This is a genomic window from Mesorhizobium sp. WSM1343 (genome assembly GCF_055901535.1).
In genome coordinates, this window is the sequence record NZ_CM148370.1 from 4,811,428 (window position 1) to 4,830,607 (window position 19,180).

A 19,180-nucleotide genomic window follows, 5' to 3' on the forward strand; every position below is an offset into this window, starting at 1 on the left:
CACCCCAGCAGTGCAGAGCTGCACGAGCGATCCTGAAGTGGTCGCAGGTGCGACTCGCCGCGAAGTGCGGCCTCAGCGAAGGAACGATTGGCAGTTTTGAGAGCGGGCGAAGGATTCCCAGTCCCGCCAAGCTGGCTGCCATCCGTCGAGGCTTGGAGGCAGCGGGCGTGGTTTTCATCGATCAAAAGACCGCGGTGACAAAGAGCGGTCCGCCTCGCGAAACTATTAGTGGAACATAATTTAGATATCGCTGTTAGGCCGTAAATGGGAGGCGCGCGATGTCACAACATGAAATCGGCATTGTTTCGGACTGGTCGAGATTGGTGGCGGACGATCCTCTGATCGCCGCGGATATAACCCAGCGCCTTTCTGTGCTGCGCGCTTGCAATGACAACGCTGCCACCGCCGCCGACGTCCCGTCGCCCGGCACCGAAACATTTCGGGGTCCCGACATAACCAGCCTCGCAACACCCACCGAGTATCCTCGGCCGATCGTGCTCCTAGCGACGATCTATGCGTCGACGGTCCTGGGGGTAACGCTGCTTCTGGCGGCGGCGGTCTGAGCGCACGAGACCTGATACCGCTCTCTGAAAGCCCGTGTCTCCGGTATAAACCGTAACCTATGTGTCCGGAACGGACCGAAAGGCTTTGGCGATCCCGACAGGATTCGAACCTGTGACCATCGGCTTAGAAGGCCGGTTTTAATCCCCTTCCCCTTTGCTGACACGCTCTTACTTATTCACACCGAAGCCTTGCAAACAAAGGCTTTGACGCTTACCCTCACGCCGATTGTCAAGCCTAACGCATACCGTCACTTACTGCGTTTTGCTGACATGGCGCTGACACGGCCAAGCCTGTGTCAGCAAACGGAGGCGGGAAAATGCCCAAGATCACCAAGCGCATTGTCGACACGACAGACCACGATAAGGACCGGCGATTCTATGTCTGGGATGACCAGATCAAAGGCTTCGGCCTGCTCGTCCTGCCCAGCGGCGTCAAGAGCTACATCTACCAGTACCGCACGCCGGAGGGCAAGGAACGCAGGGCAACGCTCGGCAAGCACGGATCGATAACGCCGGATGAGGCGCGCGACGCGGCGGATGAGATGCGACGGCTGGTCAAAGCCGGGCGCGATCCCCTGGACGAGAAAAGAGAGCGCCGGCTGGCGACAACGGTCAAGGAGGTGCTGGAGGCCTATCTCGAATCCGATGCGTTCAAGGGAAAGGCCGTCGGAACCCGCGCCACCGACAAGGGCAGGATCAATCGCCACCTGATCCCCCTGCTCGGCAAGCAGCATGTCGACGCACTGCGGCCGGGTGACCTCACCAAGGCCTTCAACTCCATTCGGGATGGCAAGACTGCGATAAGGGAAAAGGTCGGCCCACGTGCTCTGGCGAGGGTGCGTGGCGGCGAAGGCGCGGCGAGGAAATCCCTTCGGCTGTTGCGCAGCACATTGGCATGGGCATTACGAGAACGGCTCATTACCAGCAACCCGGCATCCACCTATCAGACCGGCGCCGATGGAACGCGCGAAATCATTCTCGACGATGCCGCAGCCTATGGTCGTCTGTTCAAAACCCTCGACCTGATGGAGGCGGAGAAGCGCGTCAGGCAGCCGGTCGCGGACGCCATTCGCGTCATTGCCCTGACCGGAGCCCGGCGGGGCGAGATTGCCGGTCTGTGCTGGCGGCATGTGGATCTGAAGGCGGGCCTCGCCACTCTTCCCCCTGCGGCCCATAAGACCGGCCGCAAGACAGGTAAGCCGCGCATCATCGGTCTCCCCACCGCAGCACAAGCTTTGATCGCGCGCCAGCCCGCGGGCGAACTCAACGACTTCGTTTTCTCGCCTGCCAAAGGTGACGGCCCGGTTGTGTTGTCGAAGATGTGGAACAAGATCCGCGTCGAGGCCGAATTGCCGGAGGGCATAGGCCTGCATGGCTTGCGACACTCCCTCGCCTCGCACATGGCAATGGCAGGCGCACAGGCCAGCGAGATCATGACCGCGCTCGGCCATCGGGACATGCAGACCTCGGCAAAATACGTCCATTGGGCACAGGAGGCCCGGCAAGCAATCGCGGAGAAAGGGGCGGCGGTAGCCCTGGCCGGCATGGCGGTTTCCACTGACAAGAAACCAGCGGACGTCGTGCCGATGAAAGGCGGTGCGTAAAGATGAGCAACCGCCCCAATCGTGATCGAGTGGTAGCAGAGCTTAGGGCGCTGCAGTTTCAAGATATTCTGGTGGCTAGATCTCGATCTTTTGGATGCCTGCCGTTGGACGAACCGTCCAAAGAGTTATCGCTGGCCGACGCTCATTTGCTGCTGACCGAGGCTGACGTTAGATCGATCGAATGGGGACCGCCCGCGCCTGATGATGTCCGATTTTACCAGCCCGACGTGATCTCTTACTTGCAGGGCGCCGTTGGGGTGCTACTTCGCGACGGCACCCTTGTTGCCTCTGGCATTGAGGCCGGCAAAGAACTAACAGGTAGGCGGGTTGATGTTCCGGCCGACCGATGGGGCTTCCTAGATCCTGATTTTGAACGTGATTCGGCAGCTTGCGACGGTAAAATCGTTCTGCGAGGCATTGTCGTTTCCCGGCGCCCAGCGATCCTCAAAAACCTCGGCGGCGCCAAGCCGAAGGCTGATTGGCCAGCCTACGAAGTCGCCTTCCAAGAGAGAGTAGCGCACATAGGCTTTCCCGATCAGTTGAACGTCGAGAACTGGCAGTCACAAGCTGATGTCGAACGATGGCTGATCACCCTGGCGGAAAACGATACCGGCAAAACGTTCAGCGAGACTATCATTCGCCAGCACGCCAGAAACTTTATGGAGAAGCTCCGCACGCAACAAGGGCAGTAACCCGGTTGTCGCCGGTTCCTGCCCCTTACTGTCCGACTTTTCCGATCACTACACGCATCTTTCCCTCGCAAACTTAACCAGCCCCAGCGAGGGAATAGAAATGAACACTCCAACTTATCGCGACCGTCGGGAGGCTGCCCGCCTTCTGACCGAGCGTGGACTGAAGACGAGCTGGAAGACGCTCCAGAAGTTGGCCACCGTCGGCGGTGGCCCCGAGTATCAGATATTCGGCAATCGCGCCGTCTACACCGACCAAGCGCTCGACGCATATGTCGAGGGCAAGCTATCCGCACCTCGTCGCTCGACGTCGGAGGCCGCATAATGGCCGGCCGCCCTGCAACCGAAGATCACGTCGAGTCCGACAACGTCGAGCGCGGCGTGCTCTTTCTCGCCGACACACCCCGTCATCTGCGCGGGCCAGCGGTTCCCGCGCTTAAGGCCATCGGTCTGACCGCGAAGGAAAGCTGCGAGGCCTTGCGGCTCCACAACTTGAAGATGGCGAGGGCTGGCTGAATGGCCGAGGCCCAGCAAATTCAACCGGGATTGAAAAAGGTTCGGGGCATGGCGCAAGCCTCGCTCGACCTGATCGCCGCGATGCGCAGTATCGCAGAGGAGATGCAGCCGATTACCGGCCGAGGCATCGGCTACAAGCTATTCACGGCCGGGCTGATCCCGTCGATGTCGACCAACGACATGCAGAAGGTCTATCGCCTCCTGCGGATCGCGAGAGAGCAGGGCGACATCCCTTGGGACTGGATCGTTGACGAGACGCGAGAACTGGAGCGGGTTTCGACTTGGGACGATCCCGCGCAGTATGCCAGGGCGGTTGCGCGATCCTACCGCCGCGACTTCTGGAATCAGCAGCCGTATCGGGTCGAGGTCTGGTCCGAGAAGGGAACCGTTCGCGGCGTTCTCAAGCCGGTGCTCGATCACTTCGCCGTCGGCTTCAGGGTCATGCATGGCTTCGCCAGTGCGACCACGGTCAACGACATCGCCACCGACGATGATGGGAGGCCGCTGATTGTCCTCTATGCCGGCGACTTCGACCCCAGTGGCATGTACATGTCAGAGGAAGACCTGCCGCGGCGCCTCGCCGACTACGGTGGTTCCCACGTCCGGTTCCGGCGGATCGCGCTGACCGTGCACCAGGTCAACGGTCTTCCGTGTTTCCCGGCGACCGACAAAAAAAGCGACATGCGCTACCGCTGGTTCATCCGCAACCATTCGCACCATTGCTGGGAACTCGACGCCATGGACCCCCGCGACCTGCGGGAGTGCGTGGAGCGGGAGATCAAAGGCCTGATCGAGCCGGAAGCCTGGGCGCGCTGCGAGACGGTAAACGCGGCCGAGCTGGAATCGCTGCAGACGATCCTGGCAGGCTGGAGAGCGGCATGACCAAAGCCAGCCGCGAACCTCGGCATGTGCGCCTTTACGAGTGGATGATGAACTGTCCAGCGTGGCGATCGCTCGACGTGTACGAGCGCTGCCTCTACGTCGAGTTCAAGGCGCGCTACACTGGTTCGAACAACGGCGACATCGCCTTCAGCGGCGATGAGATGTGTCTCGCTCTAAACTGCAGCAACAGGCCCGCAGATCGTGCGTGCGAGCGCCTGGTTGAGCTTGGCTTCATCAAGGTTTCAAAGAAGGGCCATTTCGATTGGAAGGCTCGAGCGGAGGGCAGAACTAGGGCAAGCACATGGACCCTCACCGAATACCCGATCGACTATCCGGCACACAGTGCCATGCCGGCGACGAAGGAATTCATGAGGTGGCGCGATGTGAATATGCCGCCTCGGAAAGTCGTTGTCAGGAAAAAAACGCGGGGTGACCACGTCACCCGATTGGGGGTACCTCGTCACCCCATTGCCGACGACATGGCAGTACCACGTCACCCGAATGGGGTGACCACGTCACCCGATAGGGCCGGAAAACAGGACACGAATGGGGTGACCACGTCACCTGCATATAGTTTACCACTACACCCTGCCGCCGCTGCGCCCGACATGGGCCCTACCAATGCCTACAGCCAAGCGACCAAAGGCGCGTGAGTTCATGACCGCGCTCGCCGACGACGAACTGATGCGACTCCTGGCCGAGAGCCCGTGGCCGGTTTTCAACATGGCCTCGCCCGAGCACATTCGAGCGCTCGCCGCAAAACGCCAGGCTGAAAAGCGCGAGCGAGACAAGGAAGGCGACGTCGCCGGCGTCCTCGTCTTCATCAACCCCGACGAAGCGTCGTGGTTCGCCGAGCAGAAGCGTTTCCAAATGAGCGACGAGCAAAGCCTCGATCGGCGCCACCTGGGCCGCGCCATCAAGACGTTGATTGCTGAAGCGATGGACGCGTCACGCGTGACTTCGGAAGCGAGGGCATCAGCCGTAGAATCAGATCAGCACGACGCAACCGGCAAAGGACCGACCCATGTTCGGATTGGCAAAGGCAGACCCGATGAAGACTGAACCGACAGCAGCGGATCGGCTGCGTGAGACGATGCGCCTTCCGGCCAAGCCAAACATTTTGAAGCTCAGCGAATCGAACGTGGCGAAGTTGCGCGCCGACCGTGCGGCCCTGAACGCCAGTCTGACGCCGGTGCTCACCAGGCTTCGCGAAAACCCGCTTCCGGGCGTCAAGGCAGAGTTCGCGGCAATCTCCGACGAGCGGGACAGGATCGAACTCGCCTACAGCGCCGCGCTGGTCGAGCGCACCAAGAGGCGGGAAGCTTTCGGTGAGACTGTCCTGGCCGATGCTGCGGCGCCGGCCGCGGAGTACCAGGCCGAGGTGATGCGCCTTCTGGGTGAACTCGAAGATGTCGTCACCGTCGCCCTCGACTATACCGCCTCAGCATCTGTCAACGGCCTGCCTGTCCGGCGCGGGGTCGGTGCCGCTCCTGCGCTCTTGCAAGGCATCCGCCACCTTCGGCAGATCATGGGCTGACACCGACATGTCGAAGATCTTCGCCTATGACCATATCGACGCAGATCCGCGCCTGACGTTCGTCGCGGCTAGTGCTTCGATCCGCTTCGGCGAACACGTCGTTTCCGGAAGTATCTTCCTAGCCACCCGCAACCGCCAAGTGGCGGTCGCGGTCAAGATCGGCGACTGCGTGAATGGCATCGACATTGCTGGCCATGCTCGCCGTGGCGCCCTGGCGGCACAGGCTGCAATCGAGCAACGCAACGGGCTCGACGTGGTGACCGACGTCTGGCTCACGGTCGGCAACGGCAATCGCGCCTGGGTCGATGGGACGCCGCGCGACATGCTCGATGAAGTCGTTCGTTGGTGGCAACTCCCGATCGACCTTGCCGCGATGGTCGACCGCTCGCTGCCGCTGCCGGCAGGCGCCCGCGCGCCCGGCGAGGAGGTATTTCGGATCGACATCGTTGGCGACATCGGTTCGGAAGCGGAAGGGCTCGCCTTTGACGTCGAGCGCGCCCAGGGGCAAACGGTCGCAATCACGATCGACAGTCGCGGCGGCGCCCTCGAACCAAGCCTAAAGCTCTACCAGGCGCTCGCTCGACACGATGCGCTCGTCACCGCCGACATCATCCGGGCCGAGTCCGCCGCGGCCATAGTAGCGCTTGGCGCTGATCTCCGGTCGATCACGGCAGACGGCCGAATGATGCTCCACCGGCCAGCCGCACCGTCGGCCGCCGGCACAAGCAGCGATCTGCGGTCGATGGCACGCCGCCTCGATGGTCTCACCGATCAGATGTCAGGTATAGTGGCGGATGCAACCGGCCACGATGTTGACCTCGCCCGCGAATGGATCGAGGGCGAAACCAGTTTCAGTGCCGGTCAGGCCATCATGGTCGGGCTTGCCCACACCATCTCCCACGACGCAGCGCCACTCATCCCCAAGGCTTCGCGCGCTCGCTTCGCTGCCATCGCCGGTCCGTTCATAGGCTCAACACCACAAGCGCTCCAACGGGCGCCGCTGCTTGAACTCGGCAAGGTGTACGGCAAGGGCGAGACGGTCAGATTCGACAGCAAGTTCTATCGCGCCAAGACGAAGGCATGCGGTGCACTCGGCAGCCTGCAGCCCGACGTCGACCGCGTGCACTGGGAGTTGCTGAGATGATGATCCTGTCCATTCACCAGGTCGAGGGCATCTTAGCGTGCTGCCCTTCCGACGAGAAGCGGGGCGCTTGTTCTAGGCTTGGTCGGCCAGGCGCCCCGCAGATCGGACTGTCATGCTGAAGGCACCACGTCTCTGCGGCTGTGGTCGCATCGTGCCTGCCGGCCAGCGCTGCCAATGCGCGGCGGCAATGGACAAGCATCGGCCATCAGCCAGGCAGCGAGGCTATGACACGAGATGGGAGCACGAGCGTGCGGCCTTCCTGAAGACGTCGCCGACATGCAAGCGCTGCCCTGCACCAGCAACCCATGTCGACCACATCATCCCGCACCGGGGCGACCAGCGCCTCATGTGGGACCGTTCGAACTGGCAACCGCTCTGCCATCCCTGCCATAGCCGGAAGACGGCGACCGAGGACCGAAAGAGGCAGAACGCAACAAACCTTTCCGCGATGGGGGCCGGACCGCCTGGGGCCACAGTTCGAGACACCCGGCATTTTTTCCCTCCGGCTGAAAAGCCAAAACCCGATCCTGACCGAGGGCCGCGAATCGTATGACGGGAGCGGTCTTGACATTGGTCTCGAACACGGAAGGCCCGGTTTCGTTGCGTTCGAAGGCGCCGCGCGGCCTCTCGAGGGCTGCGAGGGCCGAATGGTGCCGGCTCGAGCCGATGTTGCGCGCAAAAGGTACGCTAACGGCTGAAAACGAGCCGCTTCTCGTCACCTATGTCGCCGCGATGGACCTGATTTCACAGTGCGACCGCGAATTGTCCAAAGCCAAAAAGATCATCAAGGGGACGAACGGCATTCCGCGGCCTCATCCGCTGATCGGCGCCCGCAATAAGGCATCGCAGAACGCGCTGCAGTTGGCGAAGCGACTTGGCATCATCGGCAACGGCTCGACGCCAACGCCTGGCATGGGAGGGCACGCCAATGGCGACGCTTACACCAGCCTGGGCATTTGACGACAGCATAATCGCCGATCCCGACGGCCGCGCCGCACGCATGCTGCAGTTCGCCGACCTGTTGCGGCATCCGAAGGAAGTCGGCGCCGATCGCCGGCCGCTTCGCCATCGGTGGCAGCGCCGCATCGTCGAGCGCATCTATGGGCCATCGACCGATGACGGCCGGCGCCAGGTCTCGACAGTGTTTGCTCTCATTCCCCGCGGCGCCCGCAAGACCACGCTCGCCAGCGTGCTTGCTCTGGGGCACACCATAGGGCCGGAACAGCGGCCAGGTGGTCAGGTGATCTCTGCCGCCTCCGATCGCACTCAAGCGCGCCTTGCCTTCGACGAAGCCGTTTCCATGATCCTGCCCGACGAACGGCTGCTCGCCGCGACGAGGATCCGCGACACCAAGAACAGGGTCGAACATCTTCGCTCGCGCTCGTCCTACGTCGCCATCAGCGCGGACGGCGACGCCTCGCACGGCAAGACCCCGTCGTTCGTCCTGGCCGACGAATTGCACGTCTGGCGCGGCTACAGCTTGTGGAATGCGCTCAAAACCGGCGCTTCGAAGGTGCCTGGCTCGCTCACCATCATCATCACCACCGCCGGCGAGAAGCCGATGGGTGTTGCCTGGGATCTGTTCCAGTACGCCAAGCGAGTTGCAGCGCATCCCGAGCGCGACCCGACGTTCCTGCCGATCCTGTTCCAGGCCGATGCTGGCGCCGATTGGGAAGACGAGGCACTGTGGCACCAGGTCAATCCTGGCCTTGCCGAAGGCTTCCCCGACCTCGACGAGCTGCGCAGCGAAGCGCTGATGGCCCGCGAGCTTCCCCGCCTGCGGCAGGCCTTCAAGCAGGTGCACCTCAACCTATGGCAGGATGGCTCGGCCGCCGGCTGGCTCGACATGGCGACATATGACGAGGGCGGCGCCGAGATCGACCCGGATGACCGCGCCGGCGCTGATTGCTGGGTGTCGGTCGACATGGCCAAGACCTACGATCTGGCCGGCATCACCGCGACCTTCCGCGACGCCGACGGCGGCTACACCGCTTTCGCCTATCCGTTCATCACCGAGGCAGCGCTGAAAAAGCGCGCCATGGAAAACCCGGATGTCCCTTGGCAGCAATGGGTCGACGACGGCCACCTCGTCGTCATCCCCGGCGAACTGATCGACGACGATGTGATCGAGGCAAAGCTCATCGACCTCGATGCCGAGTTCAATGTTCGGGAGATGGGATTCGACCAGAAGTTCGCAGCGAAGCTGATGGGCAAGATGCTGGCCGACGGCTTCCCTGTGATCGACGTGCCGCAGCGCCCGCTAATTCTGGGGCCGATGTACACCGAACTGCAACGCGCAATCATCGGCCGGAAATACCGCCACGGCGGGCACCCGGTGGCCCGGTGGTGCTTCTCCAATGCCGTGCCAATCCAGGGCGAAACCGGGCTGCTCTACATGTCGAAAAGCAAGTCGACCGATGCGATCGACCTGGCCGTTACCGCGGCCATGGGTGTAGGCCGCGCCTTCGCCGCAACTGGAGACACGACGTCGATCTATGACCGGCCAGAACTCTGGGATCAGAAGCCTGCGGAGAGCTCCGACGGGATCGACCCGACCATTCTCAACAACCCCGGGCACCCTCGCTGGCAGGAAATGCGCGAGCGCTGGGAATCCATTCACCTCACAGACGAGGACTGAAAACCGATGTGGCCATTTGATCGCCTTTTCGCACAGCGGCAGACTACCGAGCCGCAACAGGTCAAGCATACGACCCTGCTGATGCCAGGACGTGCTGATTCCGGCGTGTTCATCAATGAAGACGCCGCCTTGTCCTGCTCGACGGCTTGGGCATGTGGCTCGCTGATCGCGCGGTCGATCGCAATGCTTCCTGCCCAGGTATTCGCGGCCAAGGGCAAAGAGCCTGAAGACGGCAATCAGCGGCTTCCCGATCATCCGGTCGAGAACCTGCTTCACCGGCAGCCAAACCCTGAAATCTCGGCGTTTTCGTTGCGGGAAACGATGTTCCTATCGGCGCTGTTCAACGGCAATGCTTACGCTGAGATCGAGCGCGACGACTTCGGGAGGCCGGTTGCGCTTTGGCCGATCGCGTCGCATCGCGTCGACATATGCCGGGACCGCGACACCGGCGCGCTCGAATACGATATCAACAACGGCACCGCCGGCAAGGTGACCCTGGCGCCAATGGATGTCTTCCATCTGGCTGGCCCGTCGATCGATGGTCCGATCGGGATGTCGATCATCCAATACGCCAAGAACACTCTCGGCATAGCCGTGGCGCAGGAGCGCTTCGCGGCGAACTTCATGCGCAACCAGGCGGCGCCGAGCGGCATGATCAAGGTGAAGAGCGGCATCAGCCCTGATGGCCTCGCCAAGCTTCGGGCAGAAGTCGAACAGACCATCACCGGCACCCGCAAAGCCGGCAAGGTACTGATTGGTGATGCTGACTGGGAATGGGAGCAGATCGGCGTTTCCCCACAGGACGCAGAGTTTCTGTCGCAGCGCCGTTTCAGCGTCGAGGAGGTCTGCCGGTTCTTTGGCGTGCCTCCGCAACTGATCGGCGACACCTCGAAACAGACCTTCGCGAACTATGAGCAGGCCGGCTTGAACTTCCTCGGTCTAGCGGTGCTGCCGTGGACCGTCCGTTTTGAGCAGGAGGCCAACCGAAAGCTATTTTCGCCGACCCGTGGCAGGGCGCGTCCATTCCTGAAGATCAACACGGCGGCGATCGTCCGTGCCAACATCGAAGCGCAATATCGGGCATTCGCGCTGGGCAGGCAGTGGGGCTGGCTTTCGGTCAACGATATCCGCCGCACGGTCGACATGGAGCCGATCGGACCGGAAGGCGATGTCTATCTGCAGCCGTCGGCAATGGCACCGGTGGCTGATGGCAATCCCGACCAGACCGCGCAACCAGACCAGGGCAGCGTGGCAGCCAGGAGGGCAGCATGACAGCCCGCCAACTACTCGCCGCCGCGCACGCCCGCATGCCTGCCGACGCGGAGATCCAAGCCCTCATCGAGGGGCAGGAACCGCCCCGCGCGCCAGAGCCCGCCGCAACTACCCCTGAACAGATCGCCGATGCCTGGGGAATGGCGAGCAGCATGTTTGGCCTTGGAGCACGCTTATCATGACCCTTCGCTATGTCCGCTCGGGCGCTGCCGGCGCTGCCAATGGCACCAATTGGGCCAATGCTTACCTCACTCTCGCAGCGGCGTTCACGGCGTCCGCTGCCGGCGATACGATCTATGTGTCGGAAGATCACGCAGAGACGCAAGCATCGTTGATGACGATGACAACACCAGGAACGATCGCCAATCCGGTCATTGTCGCCTGCGTCGATCACGCTGGCTCCGTGCCACCGGTTTCGGCTGATCTTAGAAAGACAGCGACGGTCGCCACAACGGGCAACAACGGCATCCGGTTCATCGGACCATGCGCGATTTTCTATGGCATCATTTTCACCGCCGGGAACTCGACGGGCGCCTCCGAAATCACGTTGCCGCTGTCTGGCAGCGCCTACTTCAAACTCATCGGCTGCTCGCTGAGGATCGGTGGCAGCGGCAACTCGACGAAAATCAACCTGGCAAATTCGTCCTCCATCATGGTCGTGCTGGAGGATACGACGGTCTCCTTCGGGAATGCCGCTCAATGGATCGAGATCGGCTGTCATCTGATCTGGAAAAACACAGCTTCGGCCCTGCTCGGGACATCTCCGACCAATCTATTTCGATGGGCAGCAGGCAAAGGCGGACGCCTCGAATGCAACGGGGTCGATCTCAGCGCTGCGGGGGCTGGTACTACGATCGTGTCGAGCACAACCAACAGCAGCATTTGCTCAAGGGCCATACTCACCGACTGCAAGATCAATGCTGCGGCGACGAAATATGCGACACCTGACGTGCCAGGGCAGCTCTCAATCGATTATGTCCGTGTCGGCTCTGGTGGCGTCAACTACAACTCCGATTCGGTTCGTTACAGCGGAACGATGACCGAGGAGACGACGATCGTTCGAACCGGTGGCGCATCGGACGGCACAACACCGCTTGCCTGGAAAATCATCACCACGGCGAATGCAAACTTCCACAATCCGTTCGAGGCGACGCCGATCGCCATCTGGAACGACACCACCGGTTCTGCGATCAATGCGGCGGTGCAGGGCATCTGGGGCGTCGGTGCTGTTCCGAACAACGATGAGATATGGCTCGATGTCGAATACCTTGGCGATGCGTCATCGCCGCTCGGATCATTCGTCAACGATACCAAGGCGGACCTGCTCGCGGCCGGCGCTGGGCAAGCGCCGGGGTCAGGAACGTGGGGTGGCTCTACGACTTCGTTCAAGCTCGATGCATCGTTCACGGCGCAGCAGAAGGGCTGGATACTGGTCCGCGTCAAGGCAGCGAAAGCGTCATCGACATTCTACATCGATCCGAAAGTGACGTTGACTTGAACTTTAGCCAGGATCTAGATCGGCGCCGGGTTGATGCCAGCGCCTTTCAGTTGCGCGCCAATTCTGGCTCGAGTTGCGCAGGAGGCCTTATCGCCAGCGATGCATTTGTTGTTGGCGGCCGACCAGTCCAGAAGGGCCGTGTTCATCCAACTGCCTGGCGCGCGTTGCACGCCGTAAGGAGTGGGTGGCGCTCCGGTAGCAACGGCTGCCGCGGCGGCAGCGCCCTTACCACGGGGAGATCGCTTCCAGCCGCTGATGATCAGGCAGTTCTTCATGTATTGATCTTCGGCGATCGCATTGCCAAGGGCATTGCCTAGGCCGGCACCAGCAACAAATGCCGGCGATCCGATGGCAAGGTATCCTTGGTCTACTGAGCCTTTCCGCATCTCGCACTGTGCGTGCGCGACCTCGAAACTAGGTCCATAGCCAATTTGCATGTAATCAGCTTGATTGCTTGTTTGACAGCCGCACAGCGGCAGGATGGCAGCGAGTGCCATCAACGTTTTTCTTTTCATCCCCCAGCCCTCCCAAGGCCGAAGATGAGCATCTGCTAAAGTGAATAGTTGCGCAAGAGACGACCGCTATTCTGGTAAATTCCGTCGATACATCAGATATACCGGGGTATCATTTCTGCACCGCAAAAGGGCGAGAATGCTCGACAGCGAATTGACCGAGAGACCCGGCAAAGGGTGGACCCCGTGGGCAAAGGGTCCAGGCGATCACGATATTGAGAAAGTCTGGTGGGCAGCCCGCGTATTGCATTTCCCCAAGCTCAACGTCTCGACCTGGTTTGACGGCTCGGAAGTCGTCGGGATCTGGCATTGGGGATTTCGCCGGGAGAAGTGGTGCATGAAGCTCAAGCCGGCTGACTGGCAACCACTGCCAGAGGTCTACAAGCTGGAGCGAGAACGCCAGAAACAGGCCGACCTCGATCTATTCCGGCAACGGGTCGAGAAACGCTGCGTAGAGGCCACAGCGAGGCGTGGGGAGACGCACGGCATTCATTGATGCGGTGCTGCACAGCGGGCAAGTGTGACTGCGTTAGTCCTCGTCGTCATAAGGCAGAAAGGCTGGCCACATTTCGACAACTACCCGACGCAGCGCAGTAGTGAGGGACACGACGCTTCCGTCCCGGCGCCGCACAAAAACATCATCTCCAAAATCTGATTCTATCTCGATTTTCTCCCCCGGAATTTTCACACTCCATAGCGCTCCTGGGGAGCCAACTTCATAGAAGCCTTCCTTGGCATACAGGTGCTTGTAGACCGTGGCCACGCTTTGAATCGTCAGGAAAGCTGGTTCGAGATCGCATAGGTGCTTTATTAGCTCCTTCTTCTTTGGCCATTGCGCGACCCTTGCGGGATTCTCGCGTTTATAAAATGCATAGAAAATATCCGCGAGTTGAAAGGCAGACAGGCAGGCATTGAACCCGCGCCGCGCGTCGTCGGGTTGATCTAGATAATCTTCAAGGTTCGGTTCAACGAACACATGAAAGAACGATCGAGGTGTTGTCTTCATCTCAGTTGCAGCCCCCCATAGCTTCGCCCCCCGCAAGGGCGCGCTTGACGATTTCAGCGTCGGCGGGCCTTCTCGACCTGGAGCAGCATCCATTCCCACGCAAAGCGGATCAACGATGCGATCAACCTCATTGGCCTATTCCTCTTCGTCGCCGAGGTAGGCCAGTACGCGGCCGGAATCCCGATGCTTCTGGCCGCCACGGTTTGAGTAGTGCCAGTCCCCAACTTCCCAGAGGCCCTTTTCCTCCAAGTCGTCCAGCGCTCGCACGTGATCGCCGGGATCGGGAAATTGCGTTCTGAGCAGCCCGTTGACCGCGTCGAGTCCGCCGCTCCGATACGCCTTCAGGTAATCGTCCGCCATGTCGCGTTCCCCGCGTGCCGAAAGGCAGCATCGCGCCGGCCACGCGCAAACGCAAGCCGGCTCCCTTTCGGGAGTGCTTGACGAAATCGGCAAATCAGCGGCTTATCGTCCGTGGGCGTAGAAACCCGGACCGTGATATCTCCGAACGGTCCCTTGGCGGGGACACAACTTTCCTTGGCGGGAAAGTCTCTCGGATGAATGTTTGCAGATTTTGCAAACAATGGACGCGCTTGGCGGCGCGGCTCCAGACCCGACCTTTATGGCCGGGGGGCGCCGTTCTGTCCAGAGCCTTCGGGCTTAAAAGCGTCGCGCCAGTCTCACGGCTGGTTTCTACCCCCCGGCTTCGGCCCGTCGCCGATGATGGCATAATGTGTCCTGGGACACACAATGCCGCCGGCCGTAGAAAGCCGGTTCTGACCGTGGGGACTATCAATGAACACGAAGGCAACAACGATCGACCGGCGGCGCCTGCTGCTGGGCACAGGGGCAACTGCGGCTGGCCTGGGAGCGCTGTCCGTGCTTCCCGCGAACGTTGGCGCAAACTTTGCGTCAACGTCGCCCACACCGGACGAGCGGATCGCCGCCGCTATCGAGGAAATCAAGGCGGCATTCTGGGAGAAGTGGCCCGACGCACCGCTTCGGATCATTGATGTCGACAACATCGCGGACGGGATGGTCATCATCATGTCCCATATCGAGGCCGACAAGCCCGGTGAGGTTCGCCATGAACGGAAAGGACTGGCAAGGCTCTCGGAAGGCGGTGCATCATGAACGCCCACACGCCAGTTCTAAAGCCCTACGGCTGCCCGCAAGGCGTAGACCCACGCACATGGCGCCAATCGGTCGAGACGCGCCTGAACGACCTCCTAGACCGCGCCATGGCCTTGATCACCGCGCTCGACATGATGGAAGTCGACTGCGACCTCGAGGACACGGCCGACGGCGAGCCTTCGCTGCTTTGCCTCGACGATCTCGAGCAAGACAACTGCGACGACGAGGACGGCGGCGATCGTGAAGGCTACTGTGCCGATGACTTCGGCGAGGTGATTATGTGGCCGGATGATCTCGAATCGCAGGAAGTGCTGGTGAGGAGCGGGCTGTGACCGCGCGCAACGCCACGCTCTCAGCAGCGATAGAGCTGAGCAACGACATGATCGTCCTGCCGTTCCACCACGCTTACCGCAACATCTTCGGCATGATGCCTATCCGCACCGACGAGCATTTCGGGCTCGTCTCGCCGTCGTGCTACGATCCGAAGCAATACCCGCCGGGCTCTTGCATTCAATAGTCCGATGCTGCCGGATGGCCCGCTGCCGAAGAAGGTGGCGGGCTCTTCATTTCTGCTGACACCGTGCTGACACGACCAAGACTGCCCTTGCTGCTGGCAGTCGGTTGCAACAATTATCCCATAAGAAACAAGAGGTTATTGGCGATCCCGACAGGATTCGAACCTGTGACCATCGGCTTAGAAGGCCGGTGCTCTATCCAGCTGAGCTACGGGACCGCTGGCCGGCCGTTGGGCCGGCTGGATATTCTGGCGCCGGGCGCCGTTCAATGCGTCCAGGGCGTCCTGCGGTCATAGCGGAAATTCTCCGCATAGGAAATCTGGCGGCGCTTGGTCTCTTTCGGCTCTTCGACGCGGAAAGCGAGCCCTTGCTTTTCGGCGTAGGCGACCGCCTCTTCGCGCGTGTCGAAGCTAAGCCTGATCTGGCTTCTCATGTCTGCCGACGTCGTATAGCCCATCAGCGGGTCGATCTTCTTGCGCGACTCGGGATCGAATTCCAGCACCCAGTAACCGGTCTTGGCCTTGCCGGACTGCATCGCGGTTTTGGCTGGGCTGAAAATGCGCGCGGACATGGCCACCTCGTTGTTGTGCAAGGCAGCATCGCCACCCTTCGCCCGTCATTACTGCGCAATGCGCACGGCGGCAAGGTTTTTGCTCTCGCAGGTTTTTGCACTTGCCATGCACCACCGAAATGAATAGGCAACAGACCGTTCGGAGTGTAGCGCAGCCTGGTAGCGCATCTGGTTTGGGACCAGAGGGTCGGGAGTTCGAATCTCTCCACTCCGACCATCCCCTCACAGCCCAATGCCCGGCGCAGCCATGCGGTTCACTTGCTGCGGCTCCGGCCGTGTGTCCGGCGCCGCGGTTCGGCAAACAGGGGGGTCAGATGCTTGGAATCGATGCCTGGGTGTCGCTTTTCGGACCGGCCTACTTTGCCTACGCCGGCATAACGGTTCCGGTCATGGTGACGTGGGCAATTGCCTGCGCCGCACTGGCGATGTGGAACAACCGTGAAAGCCGCAGACAGGCGAGGCAGGCCCCGGGCGCCGTGGTCTCCCGCTCCTGGCGTGTCAGTATCGGGATGTTTGTGCTGGTCGCCGCCGGCTATATCGCCGCTCACTCTGCCGTCTATCTCGCAGTCCGTCATTTCGCCAGAATGTGGCTCTGAGACCGGCCTCTTAGGCTAGATCTCGAACTCGCCCTGCCCTTCATCCATGGCACTGACGGTTTCGGCTGCCAGCGCCCTGGTGATCGGCGTCTTGCGTTCGAGCGCGGTCCGGTCGAGCCGCTCCACCACGCGCATCGCTGTCGCCAGCGAGCGCTCGATGCGGCGGACCAGATATTGCACGACATGCGGTTCGACCTCGATCTGACGGTCGGCGAAGAGTTTTGTGATGACGCCTGCCAGCAGGAGATCGTCGGGCTCATGAATTTCGACTGTCGCAGCCGCCTTCAGCCGCGAGGCAAGATCAGGCAGGCCAACACCCCAGGCCGAGGGAAAGCGGCGCGCCGTCAGAAGCAGTTGCGAGCCGGCACCACGCACCGCATTGATCAGATGGAACAGGCCTTGTTCGTCAACCGTCCCGGTATCGACATCGTCGATCAGCGCCGGCCGCGCGCCGAGATTGGCGATGCTGTCGCCGATGCGCCTGGCGTCGACCGCCGCCGCATTGGCACGCGCGCGCCAGATCGAGGCCAGATGCGTCTTGCCAGAACCCGCGGGACCGGCCAGCACCACCACCGGCGATGGCCAGTCCGGCCAGCGGTCGACCAGCGCAACCGCCTGGTTGTTGGTGCCGGAGACGACGAGTTCGTCACGCGAATAGCCCGTGCCATGGCCGAGGTCGAGCGGCAACTGGCGCGGCGGGTCGGTTGGCTGGGCAGTCACTTCAGCGACGCGGTTGCGTGCGGTGGCCGCCGCCGCGATCGGCCGGAAGCTGCGGCACAGGTGCCGCGCCGCGACCCTTGTAGAGCGGCGATTCGAGATAGCGGGCTATTGCGAACCGCACCAGCACGGCGACGGCGGCCGAAGCCGGCACCGCGATCAACAAGCCGACGAAGCCGAACAGCGCGCCGAAGGCAAACAGCGAAAACATCAGCCATACCGGGTGCAGGCCGACGCTCTTGCCGACCAGCCGCGGCTGCAGGATGTTGCCCTCGATGAACTGGCCGATGAAGAAGACGACCGCGACCGCGACGATCATCGTCCAGTCCGGCCAGAACTGGACGAAGGCGACGCCCACGGCCAGCACCAGCCCGGTCAGCGAGCCGACATAGGGGATGAAGGAAATCAGCCCGGCGAACAGGCCGATGAGGATGCCGAAGTTCAGTCCGGTCAGCGTCAGCCCGGTGGCATACATGGCGCCCAGCACCAGGCACAGCGTGCCCTGGCCACGCACGAAGCCTGCCGTGGCGGTGTTGATGTCCCGTGCGATGGCGCGCACGGTCTGGACGTTGTCGCGTGGCACCCAGCCGTCGATGACCGCCACCATGCGGTCCCAGTCGAGCAGCATGTAGAAGGCGACCACCGGTGTCACCACGAACAGGCTGACCACAGAAACCAGCGCCATGCCGGAACTCCACAGCGAGGTGAAGACGGTGGTGACAAAACCGAAGCCGGAGGTCAGCAGCGAATTCAGCCCGTCGCGCAAGCTATTGGCGTTGACGCCGAACTTCTGCTCCAGCCATTTCGGATCGAACGAGGTGATCAGGCTTTGCAGCCGGGTCAGATATTCCGGCAATTTGCCGGCGAAATCGGCCATCTGCGTGGCCAGAACCGGAATGAGGATGACAAAGGCCAGGACCAGCACGATGAGGAAGGTGATGAGGATGACCACCGTCGCCATGAAACGCGACAGGCCGAGCCGCTGCAGCCGGTCGGCAACGGGATCGAGGAAATAGGCAAGCACCATGCCGGCGACGAAGGGCAGCAGGATGGCGCTGAAGACATAGAGGAAAAGCGCCAGCAGCGCGGCGCCGGCCAGCCAGAAGAAGATCTGGCGGCGAAAGGTCGCGGACGCGGCGATGTCGGCGGCCGCGGCCTCGATCGCCGCCGCTTCTGTCTCGGATGTCCGGAGTGGAGCCTTCGTCATGTCAGCTCATGTGCCTCAGCCAAGTCACGAGATAGGCTGCGGCCGAAGCCACGGTCAAGACCCCGGACAGCAATATGAGAACCGGCCTCAGCGGGTCGAGATGAACCGACAGGGCAAGCTCACCCAGCACAACCGCCGCCAGCACGATCTGGATGGCGGTGTTGGCCTTCGACACGAAAAGCGGTTTCATCTCGACCGGATGGGCCATGACGGCGGACAGCAGGACCGCGCAGACGATCAACGCGTCGCGCGACACCATGGTGACGACCAGCCACAGCGGCAATTGCCCGATGAGGCCCATGACCACGAACACCGAAACCAGCAGCAGCTTGTCGGCGATCGGATCGAGATAGGCGCCGAGCGTGGACTGCTGATTGAAACGGCGGGCGATGAAGCCATCGACGCCGTCCGAAATGCCGGCGACGAGGAACCCGGCAAAAGCCCAGTCCCAGCGCGCCTGCAGCATCGCCAGCACCACCGCCGGCACCAGGACAAGGCGCAGGATGGTGATCAGGTTGGGGATGGTCAAATGCCTGGCACCTCCTCTTGGTCGGAGATAGATGATGAAGATGGCGGGTGGCA

28 protein-coding genes and 2 tRNA genes are annotated in these 19,180 nt (G+C 61.8%); 22 read left to right on the forward strand and 8 right to left on the reverse strand.

The window, feature by feature from the left end; translation table 11 throughout:
- Positions 1 to 47 precede the first annotated feature (47 nt).
- The 16 genes from AC0NIL_RS23600 to AC0NIL_RS23675 all read left to right on the forward strand — a co-directional run bounded on the left by AC0NIL_RS23600 (position 48) and on the right by AC0NIL_RS23675 (position 12,343).
- The gene (locus tag AC0NIL_RS23600; RefSeq protein WP_474048222.1) at positions 48 to 239 is read left to right on the forward strand and encodes a helix-turn-helix domain-containing protein; all 192 of its coding nucleotides are present in this window, start codon (positions 48 to 50) and stop codon (positions 237 to 239) included.
- 39 nt (positions 240 to 278) lie between these two features.
- Positions 279 to 563, forward strand: coding sequence for a hypothetical protein (locus AC0NIL_RS23605; RefSeq protein ID WP_063171820.1), 285 nt, complete (start codon positions 279 to 281; stop codon positions 561 to 563).
- 317 nt (positions 564 to 880) lie between these two features.
- Positions 881 to 2,167 carry a tyrosine-type recombinase/integrase gene (locus AC0NIL_RS23610; protein WP_473573747.1) on the forward strand — a complete coding sequence of 429 codons (1,287 nt, stop codon included), beginning with the start codon at positions 881 to 883 and terminating at the stop codon, positions 2,165 to 2,167.
- Between the two features lie 104 nt (positions 2,168 to 2,271).
- Positions 2,272 to 2,859: a hypothetical protein gene (locus AC0NIL_RS23615; RefSeq protein ID WP_473573748.1), complete on the forward strand. Its 588-nt coding sequence runs from the start codon at positions 2,272 to 2,274 to the stop codon at positions 2,857 to 2,859.
- Positions 2,860 to 2,959: 100 nt separating this feature from the next.
- Positions 2,960 to 3,181 carry a helix-turn-helix transcriptional regulator gene (locus AC0NIL_RS23620; RefSeq protein WP_473573749.1) on the forward strand — a complete coding sequence of 74 codons (222 nt, stop codon included), beginning with the start codon at positions 2,960 to 2,962 and terminating at the stop codon, positions 3,179 to 3,181.
- Positions 3,181 to 3,372: a hypothetical protein gene (locus tag AC0NIL_RS23625; protein WP_473573750.1), complete on the forward strand. Its 192-nt coding sequence runs from the start codon at positions 3,181 to 3,183 to the stop codon at positions 3,370 to 3,372. The genes AC0NIL_RS23620 and AC0NIL_RS23625 overlap by 1 nt, the downstream gene beginning before the upstream one ends.
- Positions 3,373 to 4,254 (forward strand): hypothetical protein, encoded by an 882-nt coding sequence (locus AC0NIL_RS23630; protein WP_473573751.1) that lies wholly within the window; start codon positions 3,373 to 3,375, stop codon positions 4,252 to 4,254.
- Positions 4,251 to 4,907, forward strand: coding sequence for a hypothetical protein (locus AC0NIL_RS23635; RefSeq protein WP_473573752.1), 657 nt, complete (start codon positions 4,251 to 4,253; stop codon positions 4,905 to 4,907). Before AC0NIL_RS23630 ends, AC0NIL_RS23635 begins: the two co-directional genes overlap by 4 nt.
- 4 nt (positions 4,908 to 4,911) lie before the next feature.
- Complete coding sequence (locus AC0NIL_RS23640) at positions 4,912 to 5,316, forward strand: hypothetical protein (protein WP_473573753.1); 405 nt, start codon at positions 4,912 to 4,914, stop codon at positions 5,314 to 5,316.
- The gene (locus AC0NIL_RS23645) at positions 5,306 to 5,791 is read left to right on the forward strand and encodes a hypothetical protein (protein ID WP_473573754.1); all 486 of its coding nucleotides are present in this window, start codon (positions 5,306 to 5,308) and stop codon (positions 5,789 to 5,791) included. The genes AC0NIL_RS23640 and AC0NIL_RS23645 overlap by 11 nt, the downstream gene beginning before the upstream one ends.
- 7 nt (positions 5,792 to 5,798) lie before the next feature.
- Positions 5,799 to 6,935, forward strand: a complete 1,137-nt coding sequence (locus AC0NIL_RS23650) for an ATP-dependent Clp protease proteolytic subunit (protein ID WP_473573755.1) — start codon at positions 5,799 to 5,801, stop codon at positions 6,933 to 6,935.
- A 187-nt stretch (positions 6,936 to 7,122) separates the two neighbouring features.
- A complete protein-coding gene (locus AC0NIL_RS23655) occupies positions 7,123 to 7,488 on the forward strand; it encodes an HNH endonuclease (protein ID WP_473573756.1) in 366 nt (121 codons plus the stop codon).
- 11 nt (positions 7,489 to 7,499) lie between these two features.
- Positions 7,500 to 7,895 carry a P27 family phage terminase small subunit gene (locus AC0NIL_RS23660; RefSeq protein WP_473573757.1) on the forward strand — a complete coding sequence of 132 codons (396 nt, stop codon included), beginning with the start codon at positions 7,500 to 7,502 and terminating at the stop codon, positions 7,893 to 7,895.
- Entirely contained in the window at positions 7,864 to 9,573 is a 1,710-nt protein-coding gene (locus AC0NIL_RS23665) for a terminase large subunit (RefSeq protein WP_473573758.1), read from the forward strand. Before AC0NIL_RS23660 ends, AC0NIL_RS23665 begins: the two co-directional genes overlap by 32 nt.
- Positions 9,574 to 9,654: 81 nt before the next feature.
- Positions 9,655 to 10,845 (forward strand): phage portal protein, encoded by a 1,191-nt coding sequence (locus AC0NIL_RS23670; protein WP_473573759.1) that lies wholly within the window; start codon positions 9,655 to 9,657, stop codon positions 10,843 to 10,845.
- Positions 10,846 to 11,023: 178 nt separating this feature from the next.
- Positions 11,024 to 12,343 (forward strand): hypothetical protein, encoded by a 1,320-nt coding sequence (locus tag AC0NIL_RS23675; RefSeq protein ID WP_474048224.1) that lies wholly within the window; start codon positions 11,024 to 11,026, stop codon positions 12,341 to 12,343.
- A 14-nt stretch (positions 12,344 to 12,357) separates the two neighbouring features.
- Here the strand turns inward: AC0NIL_RS23675 and AC0NIL_RS23680 are convergent, their stop codons facing one another.
- Positions 12,358 to 12,858 (reverse strand): hypothetical protein, encoded by a 501-nt coding sequence (locus tag AC0NIL_RS23680; RefSeq protein ID WP_473573761.1) that lies wholly within the window; start codon positions 12,856 to 12,858, stop codon positions 12,358 to 12,360.
- 136 nt (positions 12,859 to 12,994) lie between these two features.
- Here AC0NIL_RS23680 and AC0NIL_RS23685 point away from each other — a divergent pair, with 136 nt between their 5' ends.
- Positions 12,995 to 13,351 carry a hypothetical protein gene (locus AC0NIL_RS23685; RefSeq protein ID WP_473573762.1) on the forward strand — a complete coding sequence of 119 codons (357 nt, stop codon included), beginning with the start codon at positions 12,995 to 12,997 and terminating at the stop codon, positions 13,349 to 13,351.
- Positions 13,352 to 13,384: 33 nt separating this feature from the next.
- Here AC0NIL_RS23685 and AC0NIL_RS23690 read toward each other — a convergent pair whose 3' ends face one another.
- A complete protein-coding gene (locus AC0NIL_RS23690; RefSeq protein WP_473573763.1) occupies positions 13,385 to 13,861 on the reverse strand; it encodes a hypothetical protein in 477 nt (158 codons plus the stop codon).
- Between the two features lie 135 nt (positions 13,862 to 13,996).
- A complete protein-coding gene (locus tag AC0NIL_RS23695) occupies positions 13,997 to 14,221 on the reverse strand; it encodes a hypothetical protein (protein WP_473573764.1) in 225 nt (74 codons plus the stop codon).
- Between the two features lie 432 nt (positions 14,222 to 14,653).
- Here AC0NIL_RS23695 and AC0NIL_RS23700 point away from each other — a divergent pair, with 432 nt between their 5' ends.
- The 3 genes from AC0NIL_RS23700 to AC0NIL_RS23710 are packed head-to-tail and all read left to right on the forward strand — an operon-like array spanning position 14,654 to position 15,509.
- Positions 14,654 to 14,992, forward strand: a complete 339-nt coding sequence (locus AC0NIL_RS23700; protein ID WP_473573765.1) for a hypothetical protein — start codon at positions 14,654 to 14,656, stop codon at positions 14,990 to 14,992.
- A complete protein-coding gene (locus AC0NIL_RS23705; protein WP_473573766.1) occupies positions 14,989 to 15,324 on the forward strand; it encodes a hypothetical protein in 336 nt (111 codons plus the stop codon). The genes AC0NIL_RS23700 and AC0NIL_RS23705 overlap by 4 nt, the downstream gene beginning before the upstream one ends.
- Entirely contained in the window at positions 15,321 to 15,509 is a 189-nt protein-coding gene (locus AC0NIL_RS23710; RefSeq protein ID WP_473573767.1) for a hypothetical protein, read from the forward strand. Before AC0NIL_RS23705 ends, AC0NIL_RS23710 begins: the two co-directional genes overlap by 4 nt.
- A gap of 139 nt (positions 15,510 to 15,648) precedes the next feature.
- On the opposite strand, the gene AC0NIL_RS23715 is transcribed toward AC0NIL_RS23710, so the two are convergent.
- A tRNA-Arg gene (locus AC0NIL_RS23715) sits at positions 15,649 to 15,725 on the reverse strand.
- A 47-nt stretch (positions 15,726 to 15,772) separates the two neighbouring features.
- Positions 15,773 to 16,078: an ETC complex I subunit gene (locus AC0NIL_RS23720; RefSeq protein WP_013532440.1), complete on the reverse strand. Its 306-nt coding sequence runs from the start codon at positions 16,076 to 16,078 to the stop codon at positions 15,773 to 15,775.
- 140 nt (positions 16,079 to 16,218) lie between these two features.
- Here AC0NIL_RS23720 and AC0NIL_RS23725 point away from each other — a divergent pair.
- Both AC0NIL_RS23725 and AC0NIL_RS23730 read left to right on the forward strand, forming a co-directional pair.
- Positions 16,219 to 16,295 (forward strand) — tRNA-Pro (locus AC0NIL_RS23725).
- 97 nt (positions 16,296 to 16,392) lie between these two features.
- Positions 16,393 to 16,674: a hypothetical protein gene (locus tag AC0NIL_RS23730; protein ID WP_013532441.1), complete on the forward strand. Its 282-nt coding sequence runs from the start codon at positions 16,393 to 16,395 to the stop codon at positions 16,672 to 16,674.
- Between the two features lie 15 nt (positions 16,675 to 16,689).
- Here AC0NIL_RS23730 and hdaA read toward each other — a convergent pair whose 3' ends face one another.
- The 3 genes from hdaA to AC0NIL_RS23745 are packed head-to-tail and all read right to left on the reverse strand — an operon-like array spanning position 16,690 to position 19,127.
- Positions 16,690 to 17,394: a DnaA regulatory inactivator HdaA gene (gene hdaA / locus AC0NIL_RS23735; RefSeq protein ID WP_013532442.1), complete on the reverse strand. Its 705-nt coding sequence runs from the start codon at positions 17,392 to 17,394 to the stop codon at positions 16,690 to 16,692.
- 1 nt (position 17,395) lies between these two features.
- Positions 17,396 to 18,598, reverse strand: coding sequence for an AI-2E family transporter (locus tag AC0NIL_RS23740; RefSeq protein ID WP_013532443.1), 1,203 nt, complete (start codon positions 18,596 to 18,598; stop codon positions 17,396 to 17,398).
- Between the two features lies 1 nt (position 18,599).
- Positions 18,600 to 19,127, reverse strand: coding sequence for a CDP-alcohol phosphatidyltransferase family protein (locus AC0NIL_RS23745; protein WP_013532444.1), 528 nt, complete (start codon positions 19,125 to 19,127; stop codon positions 18,600 to 18,602).
- Positions 19,128 to 19,180 lie beyond the last annotated feature (53 nt).

Excerpts from the sequence above, each read along its gene's own strand:
- AC0NIL_RS23605 (WP_063171820.1), top strand. The coding sequence starts at position 279 with ATGTCACAACATGAAATCGGCATTGTTTCGGACTGGTCGAGATTGGTG.
- AC0NIL_RS23610 (WP_473573747.1), top strand. The coding sequence starts at position 881 with ATGCCCAAGATCACCAAGCGCATTGTCGACACGACAGACCACGATAAG.
- AC0NIL_RS23620 (WP_473573749.1), top strand. The coding sequence starts at position 2,960 with ATGAACACTCCAACTTATCGCGACCGTCGGGAGGCTGCCCGCCTTCTG.
- AC0NIL_RS23625 (WP_473573750.1), top strand. The coding sequence starts at position 3,181 with ATGGCCGGCCGCCCTGCAACCGAAGATCACGTCGAGTCCGACAACGTC.
- AC0NIL_RS23630 (WP_473573751.1), top strand. The coding sequence starts at position 3,373 with ATGGCCGAGGCCCAGCAAATTCAACCGGGATTGAAAAAGGTTCGGGGC.
- AC0NIL_RS23635 (WP_473573752.1), top strand. The coding sequence starts at position 4,251 with ATGACCAAAGCCAGCCGCGAACCTCGGCATGTGCGCCTTTACGAGTGG.
- AC0NIL_RS23640 (WP_473573753.1), top strand. The coding sequence starts at position 4,912 with ATGACCGCGCTCGCCGACGACGAACTGATGCGACTCCTGGCCGAGAGC.
- AC0NIL_RS23645 (WP_473573754.1), top strand. The coding sequence starts at position 5,306 with ATGAAGACTGAACCGACAGCAGCGGATCGGCTGCGTGAGACGATGCGC.
- AC0NIL_RS23650 (WP_473573755.1), top strand. The coding sequence starts at position 5,799 with ATGTCGAAGATCTTCGCCTATGACCATATCGACGCAGATCCGCGCCTG.
- AC0NIL_RS23655 (WP_473573756.1), top strand. The coding sequence starts at position 7,123 with ATGGACAAGCATCGGCCATCAGCCAGGCAGCGAGGCTATGACACGAGA.
- AC0NIL_RS23665 (WP_473573758.1), top strand. The coding sequence starts at position 7,864 with ATGGCGACGCTTACACCAGCCTGGGCATTTGACGACAGCATAATCGCC.
- AC0NIL_RS23670 (WP_473573759.1), top strand. The coding sequence starts at position 9,655 with ATGCCAGGACGTGCTGATTCCGGCGTGTTCATCAATGAAGACGCCGCC.
- AC0NIL_RS23675 (WP_474048224.1), top strand. The coding sequence starts at position 11,024 with ATGACCCTTCGCTATGTCCGCTCGGGCGCTGCCGGCGCTGCCAATGGC.
- AC0NIL_RS23680 (WP_473573761.1), bottom strand. The coding sequence starts at position 12,858 with ATGAAAAGAAAAACGTTGATGGCACTCGCTGCCATCCTGCCGCTGTGC.
- AC0NIL_RS23685 (WP_473573762.1), top strand. The coding sequence starts at position 12,995 with ATGCTCGACAGCGAATTGACCGAGAGACCCGGCAAAGGGTGGACCCCG.
- AC0NIL_RS23690 (WP_473573763.1), bottom strand. The coding sequence starts at position 13,861 with ATGAAGACAACACCTCGATCGTTCTTTCATGTGTTCGTTGAACCGAAC.
- AC0NIL_RS23695 (WP_473573764.1), bottom strand. The coding sequence starts at position 14,221 with ATGGCGGACGATTACCTGAAGGCGTATCGGAGCGGCGGACTCGACGCG.
- AC0NIL_RS23700 (WP_473573765.1), top strand. The coding sequence starts at position 14,654 with ATGAACACGAAGGCAACAACGATCGACCGGCGGCGCCTGCTGCTGGGC.
- AC0NIL_RS23705 (WP_473573766.1), top strand. The coding sequence starts at position 14,989 with ATGAACGCCCACACGCCAGTTCTAAAGCCCTACGGCTGCCCGCAAGGC.
- AC0NIL_RS23720 (WP_013532440.1), bottom strand. The coding sequence starts at position 16,078 with ATGTCCGCGCGCATTTTCAGCCCAGCCAAAACCGCGATGCAGTCCGGC.
- AC0NIL_RS23730 (WP_013532441.1), top strand. The coding sequence starts at position 16,393 with ATGCTTGGAATCGATGCCTGGGTGTCGCTTTTCGGACCGGCCTACTTT.
- AC0NIL_RS23740 (WP_013532443.1), bottom strand. The coding sequence starts at position 18,598 with ATGACGAAGGCTCCACTCCGGACATCCGAGACAGAAGCGGCGGCGATC.